General features: G+C 63.3%; 15 protein-coding genes and 1 tRNA gene. 5 read left to right on the forward strand and 11 right to left on the reverse strand.

Annotation, left to right across the window (positions count from 1 at the left end):
* Positions 1 to 2 precede the first annotated feature (2 nt).
* The 7 genes from hemG to tolB form a co-directional block, all read right to left on the reverse strand.
* Entirely contained in the window at positions 3 to 575 is a 573-nt protein-coding gene (hemG, locus tag AAV94_RS07510; protein WP_046741705.1) for a menaquinone-dependent protoporphyrinogen IX dehydrogenase, read from the reverse strand.
* Between the two features lie 671 nt (positions 576 to 1,246).
* On the reverse strand, positions 1,247 to 2,284 hold the full coding sequence (locus AAV94_RS07515; protein WP_046741706.1) for an IS630 family transposase: 1,038 nt from the start codon (positions 2,282 to 2,284) through the stop codon (positions 1,247 to 1,249).
* A gap of 155 nt (positions 2,285 to 2,439) precedes the next feature.
* Positions 2,440 to 2,515: transfer RNA gene (locus tag AAV94_RS07520), tRNA-Lys, on the reverse strand.
* 64 nt (positions 2,516 to 2,579) lie between these two features.
* On the reverse strand, positions 2,580 to 3,365 hold the full coding sequence (locus tag AAV94_RS07525) for a tRNA threonylcarbamoyladenosine dehydratase (RefSeq protein ID WP_046741707.1): 786 nt from the start codon (positions 3,363 to 3,365) through the stop codon (positions 2,580 to 2,582).
* Between the two features lie 93 nt (positions 3,366 to 3,458).
* Positions 3,459 to 4,208 (reverse strand): tol-pal system protein YbgF, encoded by a 750-nt coding sequence (ybgF, locus tag AAV94_RS07530; protein WP_046741708.1) that lies wholly within the window; start codon positions 4,206 to 4,208, stop codon positions 3,459 to 3,461.
* A 10-nt stretch (positions 4,209 to 4,218) separates the two neighbouring features.
* Entirely contained in the window at positions 4,219 to 4,749 is a 531-nt protein-coding gene (gene pal / locus AAV94_RS07535) for a peptidoglycan-associated lipoprotein Pal (RefSeq protein WP_046741709.1), read from the reverse strand.
* A 152-nt stretch (positions 4,750 to 4,901) separates the two neighbouring features.
* Positions 4,902 to 6,215 carry a Tol-Pal system beta propeller repeat protein TolB gene (gene tolB / locus AAV94_RS07540; RefSeq protein ID WP_046741710.1) on the reverse strand — a complete coding sequence of 438 codons (1,314 nt, stop codon included), beginning with the start codon at positions 6,213 to 6,215 and terminating at the stop codon, positions 4,902 to 4,904.
* A 379-nt stretch (positions 6,216 to 6,594) separates the two neighbouring features.
* Between tolB and msbA the strand changes: the two genes are divergently transcribed.
* From msbA to AAV94_RS07555, 3 genes are all read left to right on the forward strand, one after another.
* Positions 6,595 to 8,463, forward strand: a complete 1,869-nt coding sequence (gene msbA / locus AAV94_RS07545; protein ID WP_046741711.1) for a lipid A export permease/ATP-binding protein MsbA — start codon at positions 6,595 to 6,597, stop codon at positions 8,461 to 8,463.
* Between the two features lie 129 nt (positions 8,464 to 8,592).
* Entirely contained in the window at positions 8,593 to 10,068 is a 1,476-nt protein-coding gene (locus tag AAV94_RS07550) for an FAD-binding oxidoreductase (RefSeq protein WP_046741786.1), read from the forward strand.
* A complete protein-coding gene (locus tag AAV94_RS07555) occupies positions 10,061 to 10,870 on the forward strand; it encodes a thymidylate synthase (protein ID WP_046741712.1) in 810 nt (269 codons plus the stop codon). Before AAV94_RS07550 ends, AAV94_RS07555 begins: the two co-directional genes overlap by 8 nt.
* A gap of 9 nt (positions 10,871 to 10,879) precedes the next feature.
* Here AAV94_RS07555 and AAV94_RS07560 read toward each other — a convergent pair whose 3' ends face one another.
* The 3 genes from AAV94_RS07560 to gph all read right to left on the reverse strand — a co-directional run bounded on the left by AAV94_RS07560 (position 10,880) and on the right by gph (position 13,091).
* Positions 10,880 to 11,554 (reverse strand): histidine phosphatase family protein, encoded by a 675-nt coding sequence (locus AAV94_RS07560; RefSeq protein WP_046741787.1) that lies wholly within the window; start codon positions 11,552 to 11,554, stop codon positions 10,880 to 10,882.
* 64 nt (positions 11,555 to 11,618) lie between these two features.
* A complete protein-coding gene (locus AAV94_RS07565) occupies positions 11,619 to 12,347 on the reverse strand; it encodes an alpha/beta fold hydrolase (RefSeq protein ID WP_046741713.1) in 729 nt (242 codons plus the stop codon).
* Positions 12,348 to 12,386: 39 nt separating this feature from the next.
* Complete coding sequence (gene gph, locus AAV94_RS07570) at positions 12,387 to 13,091, reverse strand: phosphoglycolate phosphatase (protein WP_046741714.1); 705 nt, start codon at positions 13,089 to 13,091, stop codon at positions 12,387 to 12,389.
* Between the two features lie 71 nt (positions 13,092 to 13,162).
* Between gph and rodA the strand changes: the two genes are divergently transcribed.
* A complete protein-coding gene (rodA, locus tag AAV94_RS07575; RefSeq protein WP_084824809.1) occupies positions 13,163 to 14,401 on the forward strand; it encodes a rod shape-determining protein RodA in 1,239 nt (412 codons plus the stop codon).
* Here the strand turns inward: rodA and AAV94_RS07580 are convergent.
* The gene (locus tag AAV94_RS07580) at positions 14,385 to 15,176 is read right to left on the reverse strand and encodes a class I SAM-dependent methyltransferase (protein WP_046741715.1); all 792 of its coding nucleotides are present in this window, start codon (positions 15,174 to 15,176) and stop codon (positions 14,385 to 14,387) included. The two genes, rodA and AAV94_RS07580, sit on opposite strands and share 17 nt — an antisense overlap.
* 7 nt (positions 15,177 to 15,183) lie before the next feature.
* Between AAV94_RS07580 and gloB the strand changes: the two genes are divergently transcribed.
* Positions 15,184 to 15,966 carry a hydroxyacylglutathione hydrolase gene (gloB, locus tag AAV94_RS07585; RefSeq protein WP_046741716.1) on the forward strand — a complete coding sequence of 261 codons (783 nt, stop codon included), beginning with the start codon at positions 15,184 to 15,186 and terminating at the stop codon, positions 15,964 to 15,966.
* Positions 15,967 to 15,968 lie beyond the last annotated feature (2 nt).

The raw sequence follows: 15,968 nt of genomic DNA on the forward strand, positions 1-15,968 counted from the left end.
TCTCATGCGCGGTCTTTTGCGGGCAGCGTCAAGAATGCTTCGCCGAACGCGTGAACACGCTGCCAGTCCGTAAACACAATGGGCTGCGCGCTATGTGTTGGCCCTCCGGTCAACCACATGATCAGGCGGATCATCTGGCGGTCAAACGGGCCATAGCGTGCGTAGTCGAGGCATCCTGCAAACACGGCAGCGAGGTCCGGTTTCCAGGCAATGTCCCGCAGCAGCTTGCGCATGTAGGGGTTGCCATCGGGGGTGTCCTTGCCCGGTTTGCGCGCGACCAGGTTGACGCTGAACAGGGCCCCAGGCCGAGATTGCAACAGCGCTTGGTGGCGCGTAATGAAGGACTGCACGCTGTGGCGATGCCTGCCGTAGCGGATGCTGGCACCGATCAGCATGCGATCGAAGCGCTGCAGGTCCTGTGCTGCGAGGCGTTGCAGCGCGTCATCGATTGGCAGCAGCAGCGTTCGATGGCCGTGCCGTGCGAACTGCGCTTGCAGCCTTTCACACACGCTTTGCGTGAATCCATCGACGCTGGAGTGAAGGATGGCGATGCGTTCAGCGCGGTACGAGGCCATGGCAGTGACGGCGTTAAGGCAGTGACTGGCGCAAGGCAGCAGCGCGATGCATAGCTGCTGCCGAAAGCCAGTGGTTCAAGATGAAGCAATAGGTGGCCTGAAAACCGGGTCGGCAGGTATTGTGCAGCACTGGCGAATGCGAATGACCAGGGTCGGTGGCTCAGCCAATCAGTCGCCGGGAGGCCAGAGGGTTTTTGGGGCTGACCGGCGGTGTGTCTCACCATGAAAGTGGATGCTAAGAGCTTGTTTACGATCTTTCCATGCGTCGCGTTGACCCGTTACGGGATGCGATGCGAGGTGAATACCGCAAGTTGGCCTGGGTGCCCAGCGAGGACTTGAGCGGGCGGGTCACGCTGAAGGTCGGCCAGTTAGCAACGCGCCGGGCGTTTTGCCCACTGCGTTTTCGCCTGACTGCGCAACGCATGAGAAGAGCGTGAACAAGTCTAAAGAACCGGAGCATGCCAACCCCGCCCAAGGGGATGGTTGTGGAGCGGTCCACGCAGTCCTTCGCGTTGAATACTGAAGCGCGGCGCGATAAGTTGACGGGCTGAGCTGCGATAAGCCGCGTGGCTTCAGGTTTCAGCTACTGCAACAGAATTTCAGAGTAGGCCCGCTGGTTCTGCATTCCGATCCCAGCTGTAGATCACTATTGATCCGGCCCTCAAATAGTCTCAAGCCGCGTACTTGATTCGAGGGTCGCGGAAGTAGGCGCGGATACGCTCGTGCTGGCGCTCCAGTTGCGCCATGTGTTCGTTGGTCACGGCGCGCAACTTGTCCTTGGTGCGTGCCGGAACACGACTGCCGATGACGTGCTTGAGTTCGGCGTTCAAGCGTTCATCCGGGTTGAGCTCCGGGCTGTAGCTGGGCAGGTAGAACACCTCTATCTGATCGACGTGCTCGGCCAGCCATGCCTTCACCGGCTTGCAGTGGTGGACACCCAGGTTGTCCAGGATCAGGAACACCTTGCGGTCAGCGTCCTTGACCAGTGCCTCGAAGAACTCGATCAGCTTCTCGTGATTGAACGCACCATCGATGATCATCCAGCGCGCCTTGCCCTGGTTGGTCACCGTCGAGATCATCGACAGCTTCTGGCGGGTGCCGCCAATGACCCGGACAACCGGTGTCTGTCCCTTGGGCGCAAAGCTCCTGCCACGTACATCGGTGTTCACCAGTGCCGTCTCGTCACCCCAGTGGATCTCGGCGTTTTCGGCCTTCGCCCGCTTGGCGATGGCGGGATATTCGTCATCGAGCCAGGCCTTCACCGCCTGCGGGGATTGCTCGTAGGCGCGCCGGATCGGCTTCTGCGGCGTGAAGCCCCAGCGCGCGAGGTACTTCCCCACCGAACGCACGTGCAGATGGATCCCGCATTCGCGTTCGATCAGCTGCTGCACCGCAGGCCGACTCCACAGCGCAAAGTCCATCTTCAATTGCTCCGGACGGCGCTCGCAGATCAAGCGCTGGATGTGCGCTTCCTGCTGCGCATTCAAGACACGCTGCTCGCCTGTCTTGCGACCGCGTGTGCGCGGCAGCAGCGACTTCGCACCTTCAGCCTCGTAGCGATCAATGATCTTGCACACGGCTGAATAGCTCAGTCCAACGTCACGGCCGATTTGCCGCTTCTTGATGCCTCGTTTCCAGGCACGAATCACTTGCCGGCGGCGTTCGTGTTGTTCGGCCGGGCTGAGCCGGCGTGCGTCATCATGGTCCATGCCCTATTGGACAACATCAACGGCAATATGTCTCACTTTTTATGGGCCGGATCTATAACATGTGTTGCTGGCTACACAGTGGCTACACGAAACTACCAACAAGAAAAAAGCACCTAGGGCTGTCGCTCTAAGTGCTTGATTTCGATGGTATTCAGTGGTGGGTCGTACAGGGGTCGAACCTGTGACAAACGGATTAAAAGTCCGCTGCTCTACCAACTGAGCTAACGACCCGAAATTTCCAAATCCGGCAGCTTGCCAGAACTGCAGTAAGCCAAAAATTATAGCAATAGATTACTCATGCATCGGGCGCGCTGGCAATTTTTTTCAGCATCCAGCCTGCCGCGGTCATCCCGAAGGTGGCCGTAACAGCGACGCTGGAGCCATAGCCCGCGCAGTTGAGCGAGTTGTCTTGCTGGATCCCGCAGCCATCCGCCGCGCGCTGGATGGGTTCGCGGCTGAATACGCAGGGCACCCGCATGGCCTTGCCCGCCGGGGGAAAGTGGTGGTGTCGCCGCAGGCGGTAGCGCACCTGTGCCAGCAGCGGATCATGCGTCAGATGGCCGAGGTCATCAATTTCCACCTGATGCGCCAGCATGCGGCCACCGGCGGCGCCCACGGAAATGAACAGCAGGCTGTGCTCATGTGAGTGGACGACACAGGCGACCTTGGCGCGAACCTGATCGCAGCAGTCAATCACACCATCGACGGGGTAGGTGCCCAGCAGTTTGGCCACATTGTCCTCATCGAGAAAATCCTCCACCGCATGCACGCGGCAATCGGGATGATAGGCGTGGATGCGCCGAGACATGGCTTCCACCTTGGGTTGCCCGATGGTTTCATCCAGTGCGTGCAGTTGGCGGTTGATGTTGGACTCGGCCACGTTGTCCAGGTCTATCAGGGTCAGCGCACCGATACCGCTGCGTGCCAGTGCTTCGGCAGCCCAAGAGCCCACACCGCCGATGCCAACGACGACGACGTGCGACGCGCGGATGCGTGCGGCGCCTGCTCGACCGTAAAGACGGCTTACGCCACCGAAGCGGCGGTCAAGATCCATGTCAGTACGGGCTGGGGAAACGCTCATGTGTGATTGCCTTGTACAAATGACAGGGCAGGGCCATCGGTTGAGAAAAAAAGTGCGCTCATGCGAGCGCACGGCCACCATCTCTAAGCGATGTCAGCGCAACCGCGAGAGTCGCTCCTGCGCCTCGGTTGCGGCACTGGTATTGGGGTAGACCTTCAGCAGGTTTTGCAGCGTGCGACGTGCGGCAGCCACATTCTTGAGCTCGATCTGCGAGTTGGCGATGGCCAGTGCGGCATCCGCCGCGCGCGCATGGCTGGGCGCCTGCGCGAGCATGCTGTTGAAGGTGTCAATGGCGCGCTGGTATTCGCGCGTGGCATAAAGGGCATTGCCGAGCCAGAACTTGGCAGACGGCACATAGCCGCTGTTCGGATACTGGGCAATGAAGGCGTCGAAGGCATCGCGCGCGGCTGCAAAGTCGCCCGCGCGCAACAGCTCCAGTGCCGCCTCGAAGGCCTGCTGCTCGGCCGGCTGGGCCTCGAACCGGAGACCATCGATCTCGACGGGCTGCGGCTCGAACTGCCTGAGCCGCTCATGTGCCTGCCTCAGTTGCTGGGCCAGCTCTTCGTTCTGACCGCGCAGCGTTGCGACTTCGCTGCGCAGCGTGCTGATCTGGCCCTGCAGTTCCAGCAGGCTGGAGCGCATCTGCTGAATCTCCGACGCGGTGTTCTGATCAACCAGTTGCAGTTGATCGACCCGGCTGCGCAACTCAAGGATGGCGCGGCGTGCCTCGCCATCCTCAAACAACGCGTGGGCCGCACCCGGAAGCAGCATTGCAGCAGCGGTCAGGCCAACGGCAGCCAGGCGATGGTAAATGGAGTTGGATTGCAGCACGGGTGTGATCATTGCGGTCGTATCAACGGTTGTAGCGGATTTCCACGCGGCGGTTCTGGGCGCGTGCCTCCTCGGTGGAGCCACTCACGCGCGGGCGCTCCATGCCGTAGCTGACGGCTTCGATGCGCGAGGCGGGAACGCCCAGCAGGTCCAGTGTCTGGCGCACGGCTTCAGCGCGGCGCTGACCCAGGGCCAGGTTGTATTCGCGACCGCCCAGATCGTCGGTGTGGCCTTCCAGCACGACCGTGTAGTCGGTGTGATTGCGCAGGAAATCGGCATGGGACTGCAGCGTCGACTGGTACTCGGGCTTGACCACATAGCTGTCAAAGTCGAAGTAGACGATATGCGAGACATTGGCAGGCCCCTCGCCGGGAATCGACGATGCGGTCAGGTCGATGCCGCTGATGCCGGTCTGGCTGCCGTCCTGCGGCGAAGTGGGGATTACGCCGGTATCGGCGCCGGCCTGGTCATCTAGCTTGGTGGAGCTGCAGCCGGCCAGCACCAAGGCTGAGACGAGCAGCGTATACGACAGGGTTTTCTTCATTCTCAACATGGATTCACTCCTAAACGCTTGCGCGCAACACTCTGACAAAAAACATCATTACAACAATACCGACACGCTGGCAAGGGGCAACGCCATGCATTGTTGCCAAGGCGTCTGCGCCAGCCACTGTCGCTCAAAACAAGCAAAACCGTCACTTGTGCTCAGCGGACCAGCGGGCCCCATGCGGGTTCGCGCACTTCGCCTGGCTGTGCTGGCAGGCGCATCTTGACGGCACCGTCGGCGGTGGTCGTCATCAATGCGTTGCTCCCGCCTTGGCGGGTCGCATAGATCAACAGCTGGCTGTTGGGGGCGAAGCTGGGGCTTTCATCTGCCGTTGTATCGGTGATGGCCGATGCAGTGCCGCTAGCCAGATCCTGCACGCACAGCTTGTAACCGCCGTCGCGGGAGATGTAGGCGAGCAATGCACCATCGGCACTCACCGAAGGCGAGATGTTGTAGCTGCCATTGAATGTGATGCGCTGCGCGGCGCCACCCGTGGCGCCGGTGCGGTAGATCTGCGGCGAGCCGCCACGATCGCTGACAAAGTAGATGTACTGGCCGTCCGAGGAATAAACCGGCTCGGTATCGATGCCTGAGCTGCGCAGCAGGCGGGTGGGCTCGCCGCCGCTGGCAGCGATGGTGTAGATCTGTGAGCCGCCGTCGCGCGTCAGCGTTACCGCCAGGCGCGAGCCGTCGGGTGACCAGGCCGGGGCACTGTTGGAGCCACGGAAGTTCGCCAGCAGGCGGCGCTGGCCAGAGGCGACGTCGTGAATGTAGATGACGGGCTTGCGCGACTCGAACGAAACATAGGCCAATTGCTGGCCGTTGGGCGACCAAGCCGGCGAGATGATCGGCTCGGGGCTGGTCAGCGCTGCCTGGGCATTCTCGCCGTCAGCATCGGCCACCCACAGGTTGTAGCGCGCGGCCTTGGTAACGTAGGCGATGCGGGTGGAGAAGATGCCGGGCTGGCCGACGATGCGTTCGTAGATGAAGTCGGCAATGCGGTGCGCCGCAAGGCGCAGGTCGGCTGCGGCAACGACATAGCTCTGGCCGCCCAGATCCTGACTGCGGGCCACATCCCAGAGGCGAAAGCGCACGTCGAACCGGCCGTCGCCCTGGCGGGTCATGCTGCCGCCCACCAGCCAGCTGGCGCCACGGTCGCGCCAGATGTTCATGTCCGGGCGGGCCAGCTCGTCCAGGGCGAAGCCGCTCGGATCGACGCTGCGGAAGAACCCGCTGCGCTCCAAGTCGGCCAGCACGATGGTTGACACCGGTTGGGGGGCCTGCTCCTGGCCGCGAAAAGGTGCAACGGCAATTGGATACTGGCGTTCACGCCCAGGAATGCGAATGTATACCCCTTGCGCGAGAAGCTGCGGGGCCGCCCCGGCAGCCACCAGTGCCGTGATTGCGGTGCGCCGGGTCGTGCCGGCGGCGGAGGTGCGCACGCCGGTCGGCGATTGGCGCCAGCCGAACATCGTTGGTTTTGTCATGCGGTCGCTCTCGATCCAATGAGGGTCGTCCAGAAGAAATCCAGAAGAAAGGAACACGGCAGATCACGCGTCGCCGAGCAGAGGAATTGTGCATCAACTGCGTGCGGCAGTCTTGACGTCCAGCGCGCGGCGAAAGGTTTTTTGCAGCTACAACCCTTCAGCGGTCTGATTGGTTGACAGCAGCGTGATTGCCGCAGAGGCAAAAAGGCGCAGCGCGCAGCGCGCGTAGAATCGCCGCCCATGCATCGCAGCGATACTTTAACGTCTGTTCCTAATTATTTGTTGCGCGGCGTGGCAGCCGTCAGGGGTGCGGCCGGGAGCCAGCCGCGGGCTTGCCTGGCTGCGTGATGCACAAGAAGTTTTTATGAACAGCTTTTCAGAGGACCCATCGCAGTCACCTGCATCGGCGCGCGCTGATGCTGCGCCCTCACGTCAGGATGAGGAGCCCGCGCCGGCGCCGCTGCGCGCACGCATCCGGCGTCTGGTGCCTTATTTCGGCAGCCACCGCTGGGCCTGGTTGCTGGCGGTGCTGGCTTCGGTGCTGGCGGCGGCTTCGGAGCCGTTGATGGCCCACGCGCTCGGTCTGATCCTGGATGAAGGGTTCATCGAGAGCACGCTGCCGCTGTGGTGGATTCCGGCGGTGATGGTGGGCATCTTCATCATGCGTGGCATGGCACAGTTTGCGGGCCAGTACGCACTGGCGCGCATCACCAACAACGGCATGTTCCGCATCCGCACCTTGCTGTTCGAGCGCATCCAGCGCGCCGACATGGGGCTGTACCGGCGCCAGTCGGCCAGCAAACTGGCCAACACCATCGTCTACGAGACGCAGAACGGTGCGCAGCAACTGGTTCAGGCCCTGCTGGGCATTTCCCGCGATGGCTTCACGCTGGTGGCGCTGGTGTGCTATTTGCTCTATCTGAACTGGCAGCTGACGCTGATCGTATTCCTGATGGTGCCGGTCATTGCCCTGGTGATGAAGACGCTGTCGCGGCGCCTTTACCGCATTACCAAGCTCAGCCAGCAGGCTACCGACGAGCTGGCCTACGTGGTTGAAGAAAATGCGCTGGCCCATCGCATGATCCGCCTGCATGCGGCGCAGACGCAGCAGTCGCAGCGCTTTGCCGGGCTGAGTCGCCGACTGGAAGGGCTGGCGGTGCGCAGCACCATCGCCTCGGCAGCCATGACGCCGACGACCCAGGTGCTCGCCGCAATCTCCCTGTCGATCATCATCTGCATCGCGCTGTGGCAAAGCCGCACCGGCAGCACCGTCATCACGGTGGGGGACTTCACCGCATTTGCCACCGCCATGCTGCTGCTGGTGGCGCCGATGCGCCGTCTCACCGACGTGGCCAATCCGTTGACGCGGGGTGTGGCGGCCCTTGAGCGCGGCCTGAACCTGCTCGATAGCATGCAGCAGGAGCGCGGTGGCAATCACTGTGTCGAGCGCGCGCGCGGGGATTTGCGCCTGGAGGCCGTGTCTGTCCAGTTCGAAGGGCAGGCGGTGCCGGCGCTGCGCGCTATTCATCTGGAAGTGCCGGCAGGCCAGACGGTGGCGCTGGTCGGCCCGTCCGGCGCGGGCAAGACCACGCTGGTCAACCTGTTGCCACGCTTTATCGAGCCGACGGCCGGGCGCGTGCTGATCGATGGCACGCCGTTGCCGCAATGGGACATTGCCTGCCTGCGCCGGCAGATTGCGATGGTCAGCCAGGATGTCGTGATGCTGCACGTGAGCGTGGCCGAAAATGTGGCGCTGGGTGCGCAGCCGGATGAACAACGGGTGCTGCAGTGTCTGGAGGCAGCGAATCTGGGGGAGTTGGTCGAACGGCTTCCGCAGGGCATTCACACTGTGGTGGGCCACAATGCATCGCAGCTCTCGGGAGGCCAGCGTCAGCGCCTGGCGATTGCGCGAGCGCTGTACAAGGATGCGCCGATCCTGATCCTGGATGAGGCCACTTCCGCGCTGGATACGCAGTCCGAGCGCCTGGTGCAGGAGGCGTTGCAACGCCTCATGCGCGGTCGCACGACGCTGGTGATTGCGCATCGTCTCTCTACCATCGAGCACGCCGATCGGGTGGTGGTGATGGAGCAGGGCCGCATCGTTGAGCAGGGCACGCATGCGCAGTTGCTGCAGCGCGATGGTCTGTACGCGCGTCTGCACGCCGCGCCGGCCCAGGCCCAGACGGAGAACGGCATTGGTGCGGAGGCTGGCTCACCGGTTGCGCCAGCATGATGGCGCGATAATGCGACGCTTGGCGCTTCCGGGATGGGCAACGGGTACCCGCGGCGTGCCAAGCCAAGCTTTCTGAATTTGCATGGCGCCTTCGCAGACGGCGAGGCGTGCCAGACACTGACCTTTGTTATGACAACCACCGCCGACCAACTCTTTGCCGAACTGCAGACCATCGTGGGGCCCGAGCACGCTCGGCGCGACGGCGACCTGAGCGCATTCGAGCAGGATTGGCGCCAGCTTGCCAAGGGCAAGGCGCTGGCTGTGGTGCTGCCCGCCGATACCGCGCAGGTGGCGGCCGTGGTGCAGGCTTGCGCGGCCGCCAGGCGCTCTGGGCTGGCAGTCTCTATCGTGCCGCAAGGCGGCAATACCGGGCTGGTGCTGGGCGGCACGCCCGATGACTCCGGCCTGCAGGTGGTGCTCAGCCTGCGGCGCATGCAGACCATCCGCGCCATTGATCGGCAGAACCTGTCGATGACGGTGGATGCTGGCTGCATTCTGCAGAACTTGCAGGAGGCGGCGGCCGCCGAAGGCCTGCTGTTTCCCCTCAGCCTGGCTGCCGAAGGCAGCTGCGTGATCGGGGGCAATCTGGCCACCAACGCCGGCGGCACGCAGGTGGTGCGCTATGGCAACACGCGCGACCTGTGCCTGGGGCTGGAGGTCGTCACTGCCGATGGCGCAATCTGGTGCGGGCTGTCGGGCCTGCGCAAGAACAATACGGGCTACGATCTCAAGCACCTCATGATTGGCAGCGAAGGCACGCTGGGCATCATTACCGGGGCGACGATGAAGCTGTACCCGCAGCCCGTGGCCACCTGCTGTGCGTGGCTGGCGGTCGATTCGCTGGATCACGCGGTTGAACTACTCGCTCTGAGCCAGAAGCATCTGGCGTCGGGGCTGACGGGCTTCGAGGCGATGGAGCGCGATGCGCTGGCGCTGGTCGAAAAGCACATGCCGCATCTGCGCATGCCGGTGGCCCTGGCCGCCGGTCAGGCCTTCATCCTGCTGGAGTATTCCGACGACGAGAGCCAGGAGCGCGCCCGTACGCGGCTGGAGGGCTTGCTGGAGGCCGCCTTCGAGGCCGAGCTGCTGACCGATGGTGCCGTGGCGCAGAGCATGGAGCAGGCCCAGCGCATGTGGGACATTCGCGAGCACATCACGCTGGCCCAGGCGGCCGAAGGGCTGCACCTCAAGCACGACGTATCGGTGCCGTCCTCGCAGATTCCCGCCTTTGTGCGCAAGGCCAAGGCGGAGCTGGCCAAGGTGCTGCCGGATGCGCGGGTGATCAATTTCGGCCATCTCGGTGACGGCAACCTGCACTTCAACGTCCAGGCGCCCGAGGGGGCCGATGCACGCGACTTCGTGGATACGCAGCAGCGCGTGGCCGAGCGCGCCATCTACGACTGCGTCAATGCCTTCGGTGGCTCGTTCTCGGCCGAGCATGGGGTGGGGCGGCTCAAGCGCCACGATCTGGCGCAGTACAAGGACCCGGTGGCGCTTTCCATGATGCGTTCCATCAAGCAGGCGCTGGATCCGCTCAACTTGCTCAATCCCCACGTACTTTTGCCGGAAGTGGCCGCAACATCCCCGGAGGTCGCGCATGACTGAGCCCGTTTGCTGCCAGTACGAGGAATTGCTGCGCCACGTTTACACGCATGGCACGCCCAAGAGTGACCGCACTGGCACCGGTACGCGCAGCGTGTTCGGCTACCAGATGCGCTTTGACCTGCGTCAGGGTTTCCCGCTGGTGACGACCAAGAAGGTGCACCTCAAGTCCATCATTTACGAGCTGCTGTGGTTTCTGCGCGGTGACCGCAATGTGCGCTGGCTGCAGGAGCATGGCGTGACCATCTGGGACGAATGGGCCCGCGATGACGGGGATCTTGGACCGGTCTATGGCGTGCAATGGCGCAGCTGGCCCACGCCTGATGGTGGCCACATTGACCAGATCGCCCAGGTCATCGAGACGCTCAGGACCAACCCTGATTCACGCCGCATCATCGTCAGCGCATGGAACGTCGCCGAGCTCGACCAGATGGCACTGATGCCCTGCCACGCGTTCTTCCAGTTCTACGTGGCCGATGGCAGGCTCAGCTGCCAGCTCTACCAGCGTAGCGCCGACCTGTTTCTGGGGGTGCCCTTCAACATCGCCAGCTACGCGCTGCTGACGCACATGGTGGCGCAGCAGGCCGACCTGGCTGTGGGGGATTTCATCTGGACCGGTGGCGATTGCCACATTTACGACAATCATGTCGAGCAGGTGCGCGAGCAGCTGGGTCGCACGCCTTATCCCTATCCGCAACTGGTCATCAAGCGTCGGCCGCCTTCGATCTCGGATTACCGGTTCGAGGACTTCGAGGTGGTGGGCTACCAGCACCATCCAGCCATCAAGGCACCCGTAGCGGTCTAGCGGCGCCGTTCAGGCAGCGGTGACCAGTGCCTGCGCCTCCACTTCGGCCAGATGCGGCAGCGTATTGAAGCTGCGCAGTGTGGAGCGGCGTGGGCCGAGCACGATTTCGCTGACGGCGCTGTTGCGCAGCTGCATGTTCAGGCCGATCATGGCGTGCGCCGGGGCCGCCAGGGTCGCTGCCACCAGCGTCGAGATGGGCCCCCCACTGCTGAGGAGCAATACGTTCTGACCTTGATGGGTTGTGCGCAGTTGCTCCAGCGCCCGGAGAAGGGTTGCCTGAAAGCATGTCCACTCCGGCATGCCCGCTGGGGTGATGCGCCCATCGATCCACATGGCCAGCGCCTTGCACAGCGCAGCGAAATGCGCGCGTCTGGTCTGCGCGTCGAGAGGCCTGGGTTGCGCCAGATGGGCTGCCTTCAGCAGCGCCTCGGCGTCATATTCGTCAAGTGCTGGCCAGCGCCTGGCGCGTTGCGCCCAATCGCTGCGGCTGCCGCGCGCCATTGCTGTCAGGGTCTGTGCATGCCGGCGCAGGGTGCCGGAATAGATAGCGTCGAATGTCAGGCCATGTGCGCGCCAGTACGCACCCAGGCGCTCCGCCTGGCGTTGTCCCGTCGGGCTCAGGCAGTCGTAATCGGCGGCGCCCAGGGATGCCTGCCCATGTCGCACGAGGTAGAGGTTGGCCATGCACTGCATTGTGCAAAGCCGATGGGCGCGCGCCTGTCACAGGCAGGACTGGGCGGCAAGTGATCTATGGCAGGCGCGCCAGCCACTGTTGCAGAACCTGATTGACCAACTCGGGCTGCTCCAGCGTGCTGAGATGACCGCAGCGTGGAATGATCGCCAGTTCCGATCGCGGTATCAGCCCGTGCATTTCCTCGGCCAGCGCCGGAGGCGTGAGCGCATCGCTGTCGCCGACGATGATTAATGTGGGGCAGGCGATGGCGGCCAGACCGGCGCGGGCGTCGGGACGCGCGGCGATGGCGGTTTGCTGGCGGATGTAAGCGTCGGAGCCGGTGTCCTCTGCCATGGCCAGCACTAGCTGGCGCAATGTGGCGTCACTGGCGGCTTGCGGATGCACCGAGCGCGGGAAACTCAGCTCTGTTGCCAGTGTCAGCTTGCCCTGTGCTGCCAGTGCAATCATGCGCTGGCGGTTTTCGCGGGACTCTTCGGTATCTGCACGCGCGGAAGAGTCAAGAATTGCCAGCGCCGCGACCCGATGTGGCGCTTGGCGCAGGATTTCGAAACTGATGTAGCCGCCCATCGACAGCCCCATCAAGATGAATCGTGGCGGAGCCTCCTCCAGGATTGCCGCAGCCAGCGCTGCGATGCTGGCATGCCGAGTCGGGCTGGCGATACAGATACTGCCATGGCGCCATAGCACAGGCAACTGCGGCGCAAACAGGCGCGGTGAGCACGCCAGCCCCGGAATGAGAACGATGGGGCAGGCGGAAACGTTGGACCCTGAAGGAGAGGACATGGCGGTAATCGCTATAAAAGAAACACGCGCGACATGACTTCAGGCGCTGCGGGGCGGCAGTTGCGTGGCAATCTCGGCGATGGAATCGAAATAGCCATCGGCAGGTACCTGCTCCACAGGTTGGCCATGGTTGAAACCGTAGCGCATCAATACTACCGGACAGCCGGCGGCACGCGCGGCGGCCGCGTCATTGGCCGAATCGCCAATCATCAGCGCTTGCGCTGGCGCCACCTGCAGCCGCTCGCAGGCCTTGCGCAGTGGCAGCGGATCCGGCTTGCGGCGCGCGAAGCTGTCTCCGCCGTAGAGAAAAGCGATGTAGGCGTCTAGCCCCGTCGCAGACAGTAGCGGTTCGGCCAGCCGGGTGGGCTTGTTGGTGACGACCGCCATCGGGTAGCCCTTGCGGTGCAGGCACTGCAGGCCTTCGCGAACGCCGGGGTACAGTCTGGCAAGCTGGTGCTGCTGTGCCTCGTAGGCCCGCAGGTAGCCTTCCATGGCCGGCGCGTACAGCGCCTGTACGGCCGCCTCGTCCGACGCGCGTCCGTCCTGCTCAAGTGCGCGTGTTAGTACGCTGCGGATCAAGTGCTCCGATCCCTTGCCGATGGTGTGGGCAATGTGGGTGCGATCAGGGCCGGGCAGGCCCAGCCCGGCCAGCATGTCTGCAAGGGCGTGTTCGAATTCGTCCAGGGTATCGATCAGTGTGCCATCCAGGTCCAGGAGGATGGCGTGGGGGCGGTGCACAGTCACGTTGGCTCGGGCAGGAGGTGATTCAGGGCAGGCAGCGAGCTCATGCCACGCCGCACAACGATAATAAGGCAATGGCTGTAACCCTTAATAAAACGCCCTGGTACCGGTTGGTGCTGGGCATGTTTCAACGTTTCGATGGCGGGCTGATCCTGGCCATCCTGTTCATGGCTGCGCTGGGGATGATTGCGATGTACTCGGCCGGCTTTGATTTCACGGGACGATTTGCCACGCACGTGCGCAACATGCTGCTGGCTGCGGGTATTCTGTTCGTGGTTGCGCAGTTTCCGCCGCACCGGCTCATGCAGCTGGCACTGCCACTGTATCTGGTTGGCATCGTGCTCTTGCTAGGAGTGGAATTTTTCGGGGTGATCCGAAACGGCGCACAGCGCTGGATCAACCTCGGCATCGTCATTCAGCCCAGTGAAATCATGAAGATTGCTGCACCGTTCGTGCTGGCATGGTGGTTCCAGCAGCGCAGCGCGCCGCTGCGCGCCTCCGACTATGCGGTTGCAACGGTGCTGTTGGCAGTTCCGGTGGCGTTGATTCTGCGACAGCCAGATCTCGGCACGGCGCTGCTGGTGCTGGGTGCGGGGCTTGCGGTGATCTTTTTTGCAGGGCTGCCGTGGAAGCTGGTGCTGCCGCCCGCTTTAATAGCCGTGATCGGCATCACCTTGATCGTGGCATTTGAGTCGCAGCTGTGCCAGGACGGGCTGGACTGGGTGATTCTGCACGACTATCAGAAAACGCGGGTATGCACGTTGCTTGATCCCTACCACGACCCGCTGGGGCGGGGCTTTCACATCATTCAGGGCATGATCGCAATCGGCTCTGGCGGCTTGTGGGGCAAGGGGTTCATGTCCGGCACGCAGACCCATCTGGAGTTCATCCCCGAGCGCACCACCGACTTCATCTATGCGGCGTTTGCCGAGGAGTTCGGTCTCGTTGGCACGGTAGCGCTGCTGGTGGGCTTCTTGTTCCTGATCTGCCGTGCGCTGATCATTTCCTATCGTGCCAGGACTCTGTTTGGCCGGCTGATGGCCGCCTCGATTGCCATGTCGATCTTTACCTACGCTTTCGTCAACATGGGCATGGTGATGGGGGTGCTGCCGGTTGTCGGGGTGCCGCTGCCGTTTGTCAGTTATGGCGGCACGGCGATGGTTTCGCTGGGCCTGACGCTGGGCATTCTGATGGCGATTGCGCGCGACGCCGCCATCAAGCCGCCAAGCATCGACTACGCTTGTTGGGACAACAGCCGCTTCAACACGCGACGCATGGGCGATGAGGCAGGCGGCGCTATGGTGCGCGGTTGACGGCAGCAGCCCGTGTCGCCTTGGCGCGCAGCGGCTTCCAGCCGGCCTCCAGCATGCGAACGCCCTGGACCTTCTTGGTGGCCGTCAGGAAATAGGTGCTGCCGCACAGCGGCAGGCGGTCTTCGGCGAGTCGGTCAATCCAGGCCAGGCGTTCGTACCACTGCTGCTTCGTAAATGGCGGAATGTGGCAGCCAAACCAAACCTGCTCGACCTCGAAGTTCAGCAGGTGCAGCCAGTCGCGCAGGCGGAGATAGCCAATGGGCTTGCCCAACTGGGTCTGCGACCGGGACGGGCGGCTGGCCAGCCAGAAGCGCGCGGGGTTGAAGCCGCTGACGATCAGCTGGCCTTCCGGGCGCAGCACCCGCGTGGCTTCGCGCAAGGCCGCGTGAGGCTGGTGACACGCTTCCAGCCCGTGGGGCATGACAATGAGGTCAAACTGGTCCGCGCCAAAGGGCAGCGCCTCCGGTGCCGCGTACAGGGCTGGCGGGGATGGTTGCCGACTGCTGCCCGGCTGGGTATGCTCGTGGGTTTGTGTGCTGACGCTGCGCGCATCGGCAGGCCATGTCTCTGGCGTCTCGACGCCGACGCGCCAGGCACCCTGGATACGGCTGGTGCGCAGTGCCTCGATGGTGGCCACGCCAATGTGCAGTGCGTGGTAGCCGAAGATCTTGTCCACGACCTCGTCGTAATGGCGCTGCTGCCAGTCGCGCACGTACTGGCCGGTGGCGCTGCAATCCAGCCAGGCATCAAAAGAAAGTGAGTGTGTCGCCACCATGTCGAAAATGTACCTGCAACCGCTGGCTGCACTGTCGGATAACTACATCTGGCTGCTGCACGATGGCAGCAACGCGCTGATTGTCGATCCTGGCCAGGCGGAACCCGTGCTGCACGCCGTCAGTGAAAGGCATCTGCGCGTGCAGGCGGTATTGGTCACGCATCACCATGGCGACCATACCGCCGGATTGCCGGCGTTGCAACAAACGCTGGCGGTGCAGGCATTCGGGCCTGCGGACGAGGCCATTGCAGCGCTGGATGTGCGCGTGCGCGCAGGCGATCGCGTGCAGGCACTGGGACTGGACTGGCAGGTGCTGGCCGTTCCCGGCCATACGGCAGGTCATATCGCATTCTTCCATCCCAGCGTGCCGCTGCAGACAGGTACGGCGCCGGTGCTGTTCTGCGGAGACACCTTGTTTGCGGCAGGATGCGGGCGCATCTTTGAGGGCACTGCTGCGCAGATGCTGGCTTCGCTGGAAGGGCTTGCCACCTTGCCGGATGCAACCCTGGTGTGCTGCGGGCATGAGTACACCGTGTCCAATCTTCGTTTCGCAGCAGCGGTTGAGCCCGATAATGTTGCTGTTTCTCAGGCGCGCGCGCGCGCGCTGGCATTGCGCGCCGATGGCCTGCCGACCGTGCCGACAACGCTTGCAGATGAGCGCGCGGTCAATCCATTCCTGCGCAGCCGCCTGCCTGGCGTGCGGCGCGCGGTGGCGCAGTGGCTTGGCCATGCGCCTGCCGACGATGCGGGCTGGTTTGCGGCGCTGCGTGAGTGGAAGAACGTCTTCTGACC

Origin of the sequence: Lampropedia cohaerens (assembly GCF_001005215.1) — a bacterium.
GTDB classification, from domain to species: domain Bacteria; phylum Pseudomonadota; class Gammaproteobacteria; order Burkholderiales; family Burkholderiaceae_C; genus Lampropedia; species Lampropedia cohaerens.

What these genes read in the sequence shown, in the direction of transcription:
- hemG (WP_046741705.1), bottom strand. Translation starts at nt 575, where the DNA reads ATGGCCTCGTACCGCGCTGAACGCATCGCCATCCTTCACTCCAGCGTC.
- AAV94_RS07515 (WP_046741706.1), bottom strand. Translation starts at nt 2,284, where the DNA reads ATGGACCATGATGACGCACGCCGGCTCAGCCCGGCCGAACAACACGAA.
- AAV94_RS07525 (WP_046741707.1), bottom strand. Translation starts at nt 3,365, where the DNA reads ATGAGCGTTTCCCCAGCCCGTACTGACATGGATCTTGACCGCCGCTTC.
- ybgF (WP_046741708.1), bottom strand. Translation starts at nt 4,208, where the DNA reads ATGATCACACCCGTGCTGCAATCCAACTCCATTTACCATCGCCTGGCT.
- pal (WP_046741709.1), bottom strand. Translation starts at nt 4,749, where the DNA reads ATGTTGAGAATGAAGAAAACCCTGTCGTATACGCTGCTCGTCTCAGCC.
- tolB (WP_046741710.1), bottom strand. Translation starts at nt 6,215, where the DNA reads ATGTTCGGCTGGCGCCAATCGCCGACCGGCGTGCGCACCTCCGCCGCC.
- msbA (WP_046741711.1), top strand. Translation starts at nt 6,595, where the DNA reads ATGAACAGCTTTTCAGAGGACCCATCGCAGTCACCTGCATCGGCGCGC.
- AAV94_RS07550 (WP_046741786.1), top strand. Translation starts at nt 8,593, where the DNA reads ATGACAACCACCGCCGACCAACTCTTTGCCGAACTGCAGACCATCGTG.
- AAV94_RS07555 (WP_046741712.1), top strand. Translation starts at nt 10,061, where the DNA reads ATGACTGAGCCCGTTTGCTGCCAGTACGAGGAATTGCTGCGCCACGTT.
- AAV94_RS07560 (WP_046741787.1), bottom strand. Translation starts at nt 11,554, where the DNA reads ATGGCCAACCTCTACCTCGTGCGACATGGGCAGGCATCCCTGGGCGCC.
- AAV94_RS07565 (WP_046741713.1), bottom strand. Translation starts at nt 12,347, where the DNA reads ATGTCCTCTCCTTCAGGGTCCAACGTTTCCGCCTGCCCCATCGTTCTC.
- rodA (WP_084824809.1), top strand. Translation starts at nt 13,163, where the DNA reads ATGGCTGTAACCCTTAATAAAACGCCCTGGTACCGGTTGGTGCTGGGC.
- AAV94_RS07580 (WP_046741715.1), bottom strand. Translation starts at nt 15,176, where the DNA reads ATGGTGGCGACACACTCACTTTCTTTTGATGCCTGGCTGGATTGCAGC.
- gloB (WP_046741716.1), top strand. Translation starts at nt 15,184, where the DNA reads ATGTACCTGCAACCGCTGGCTGCACTGTCGGATAACTACATCTGGCTG.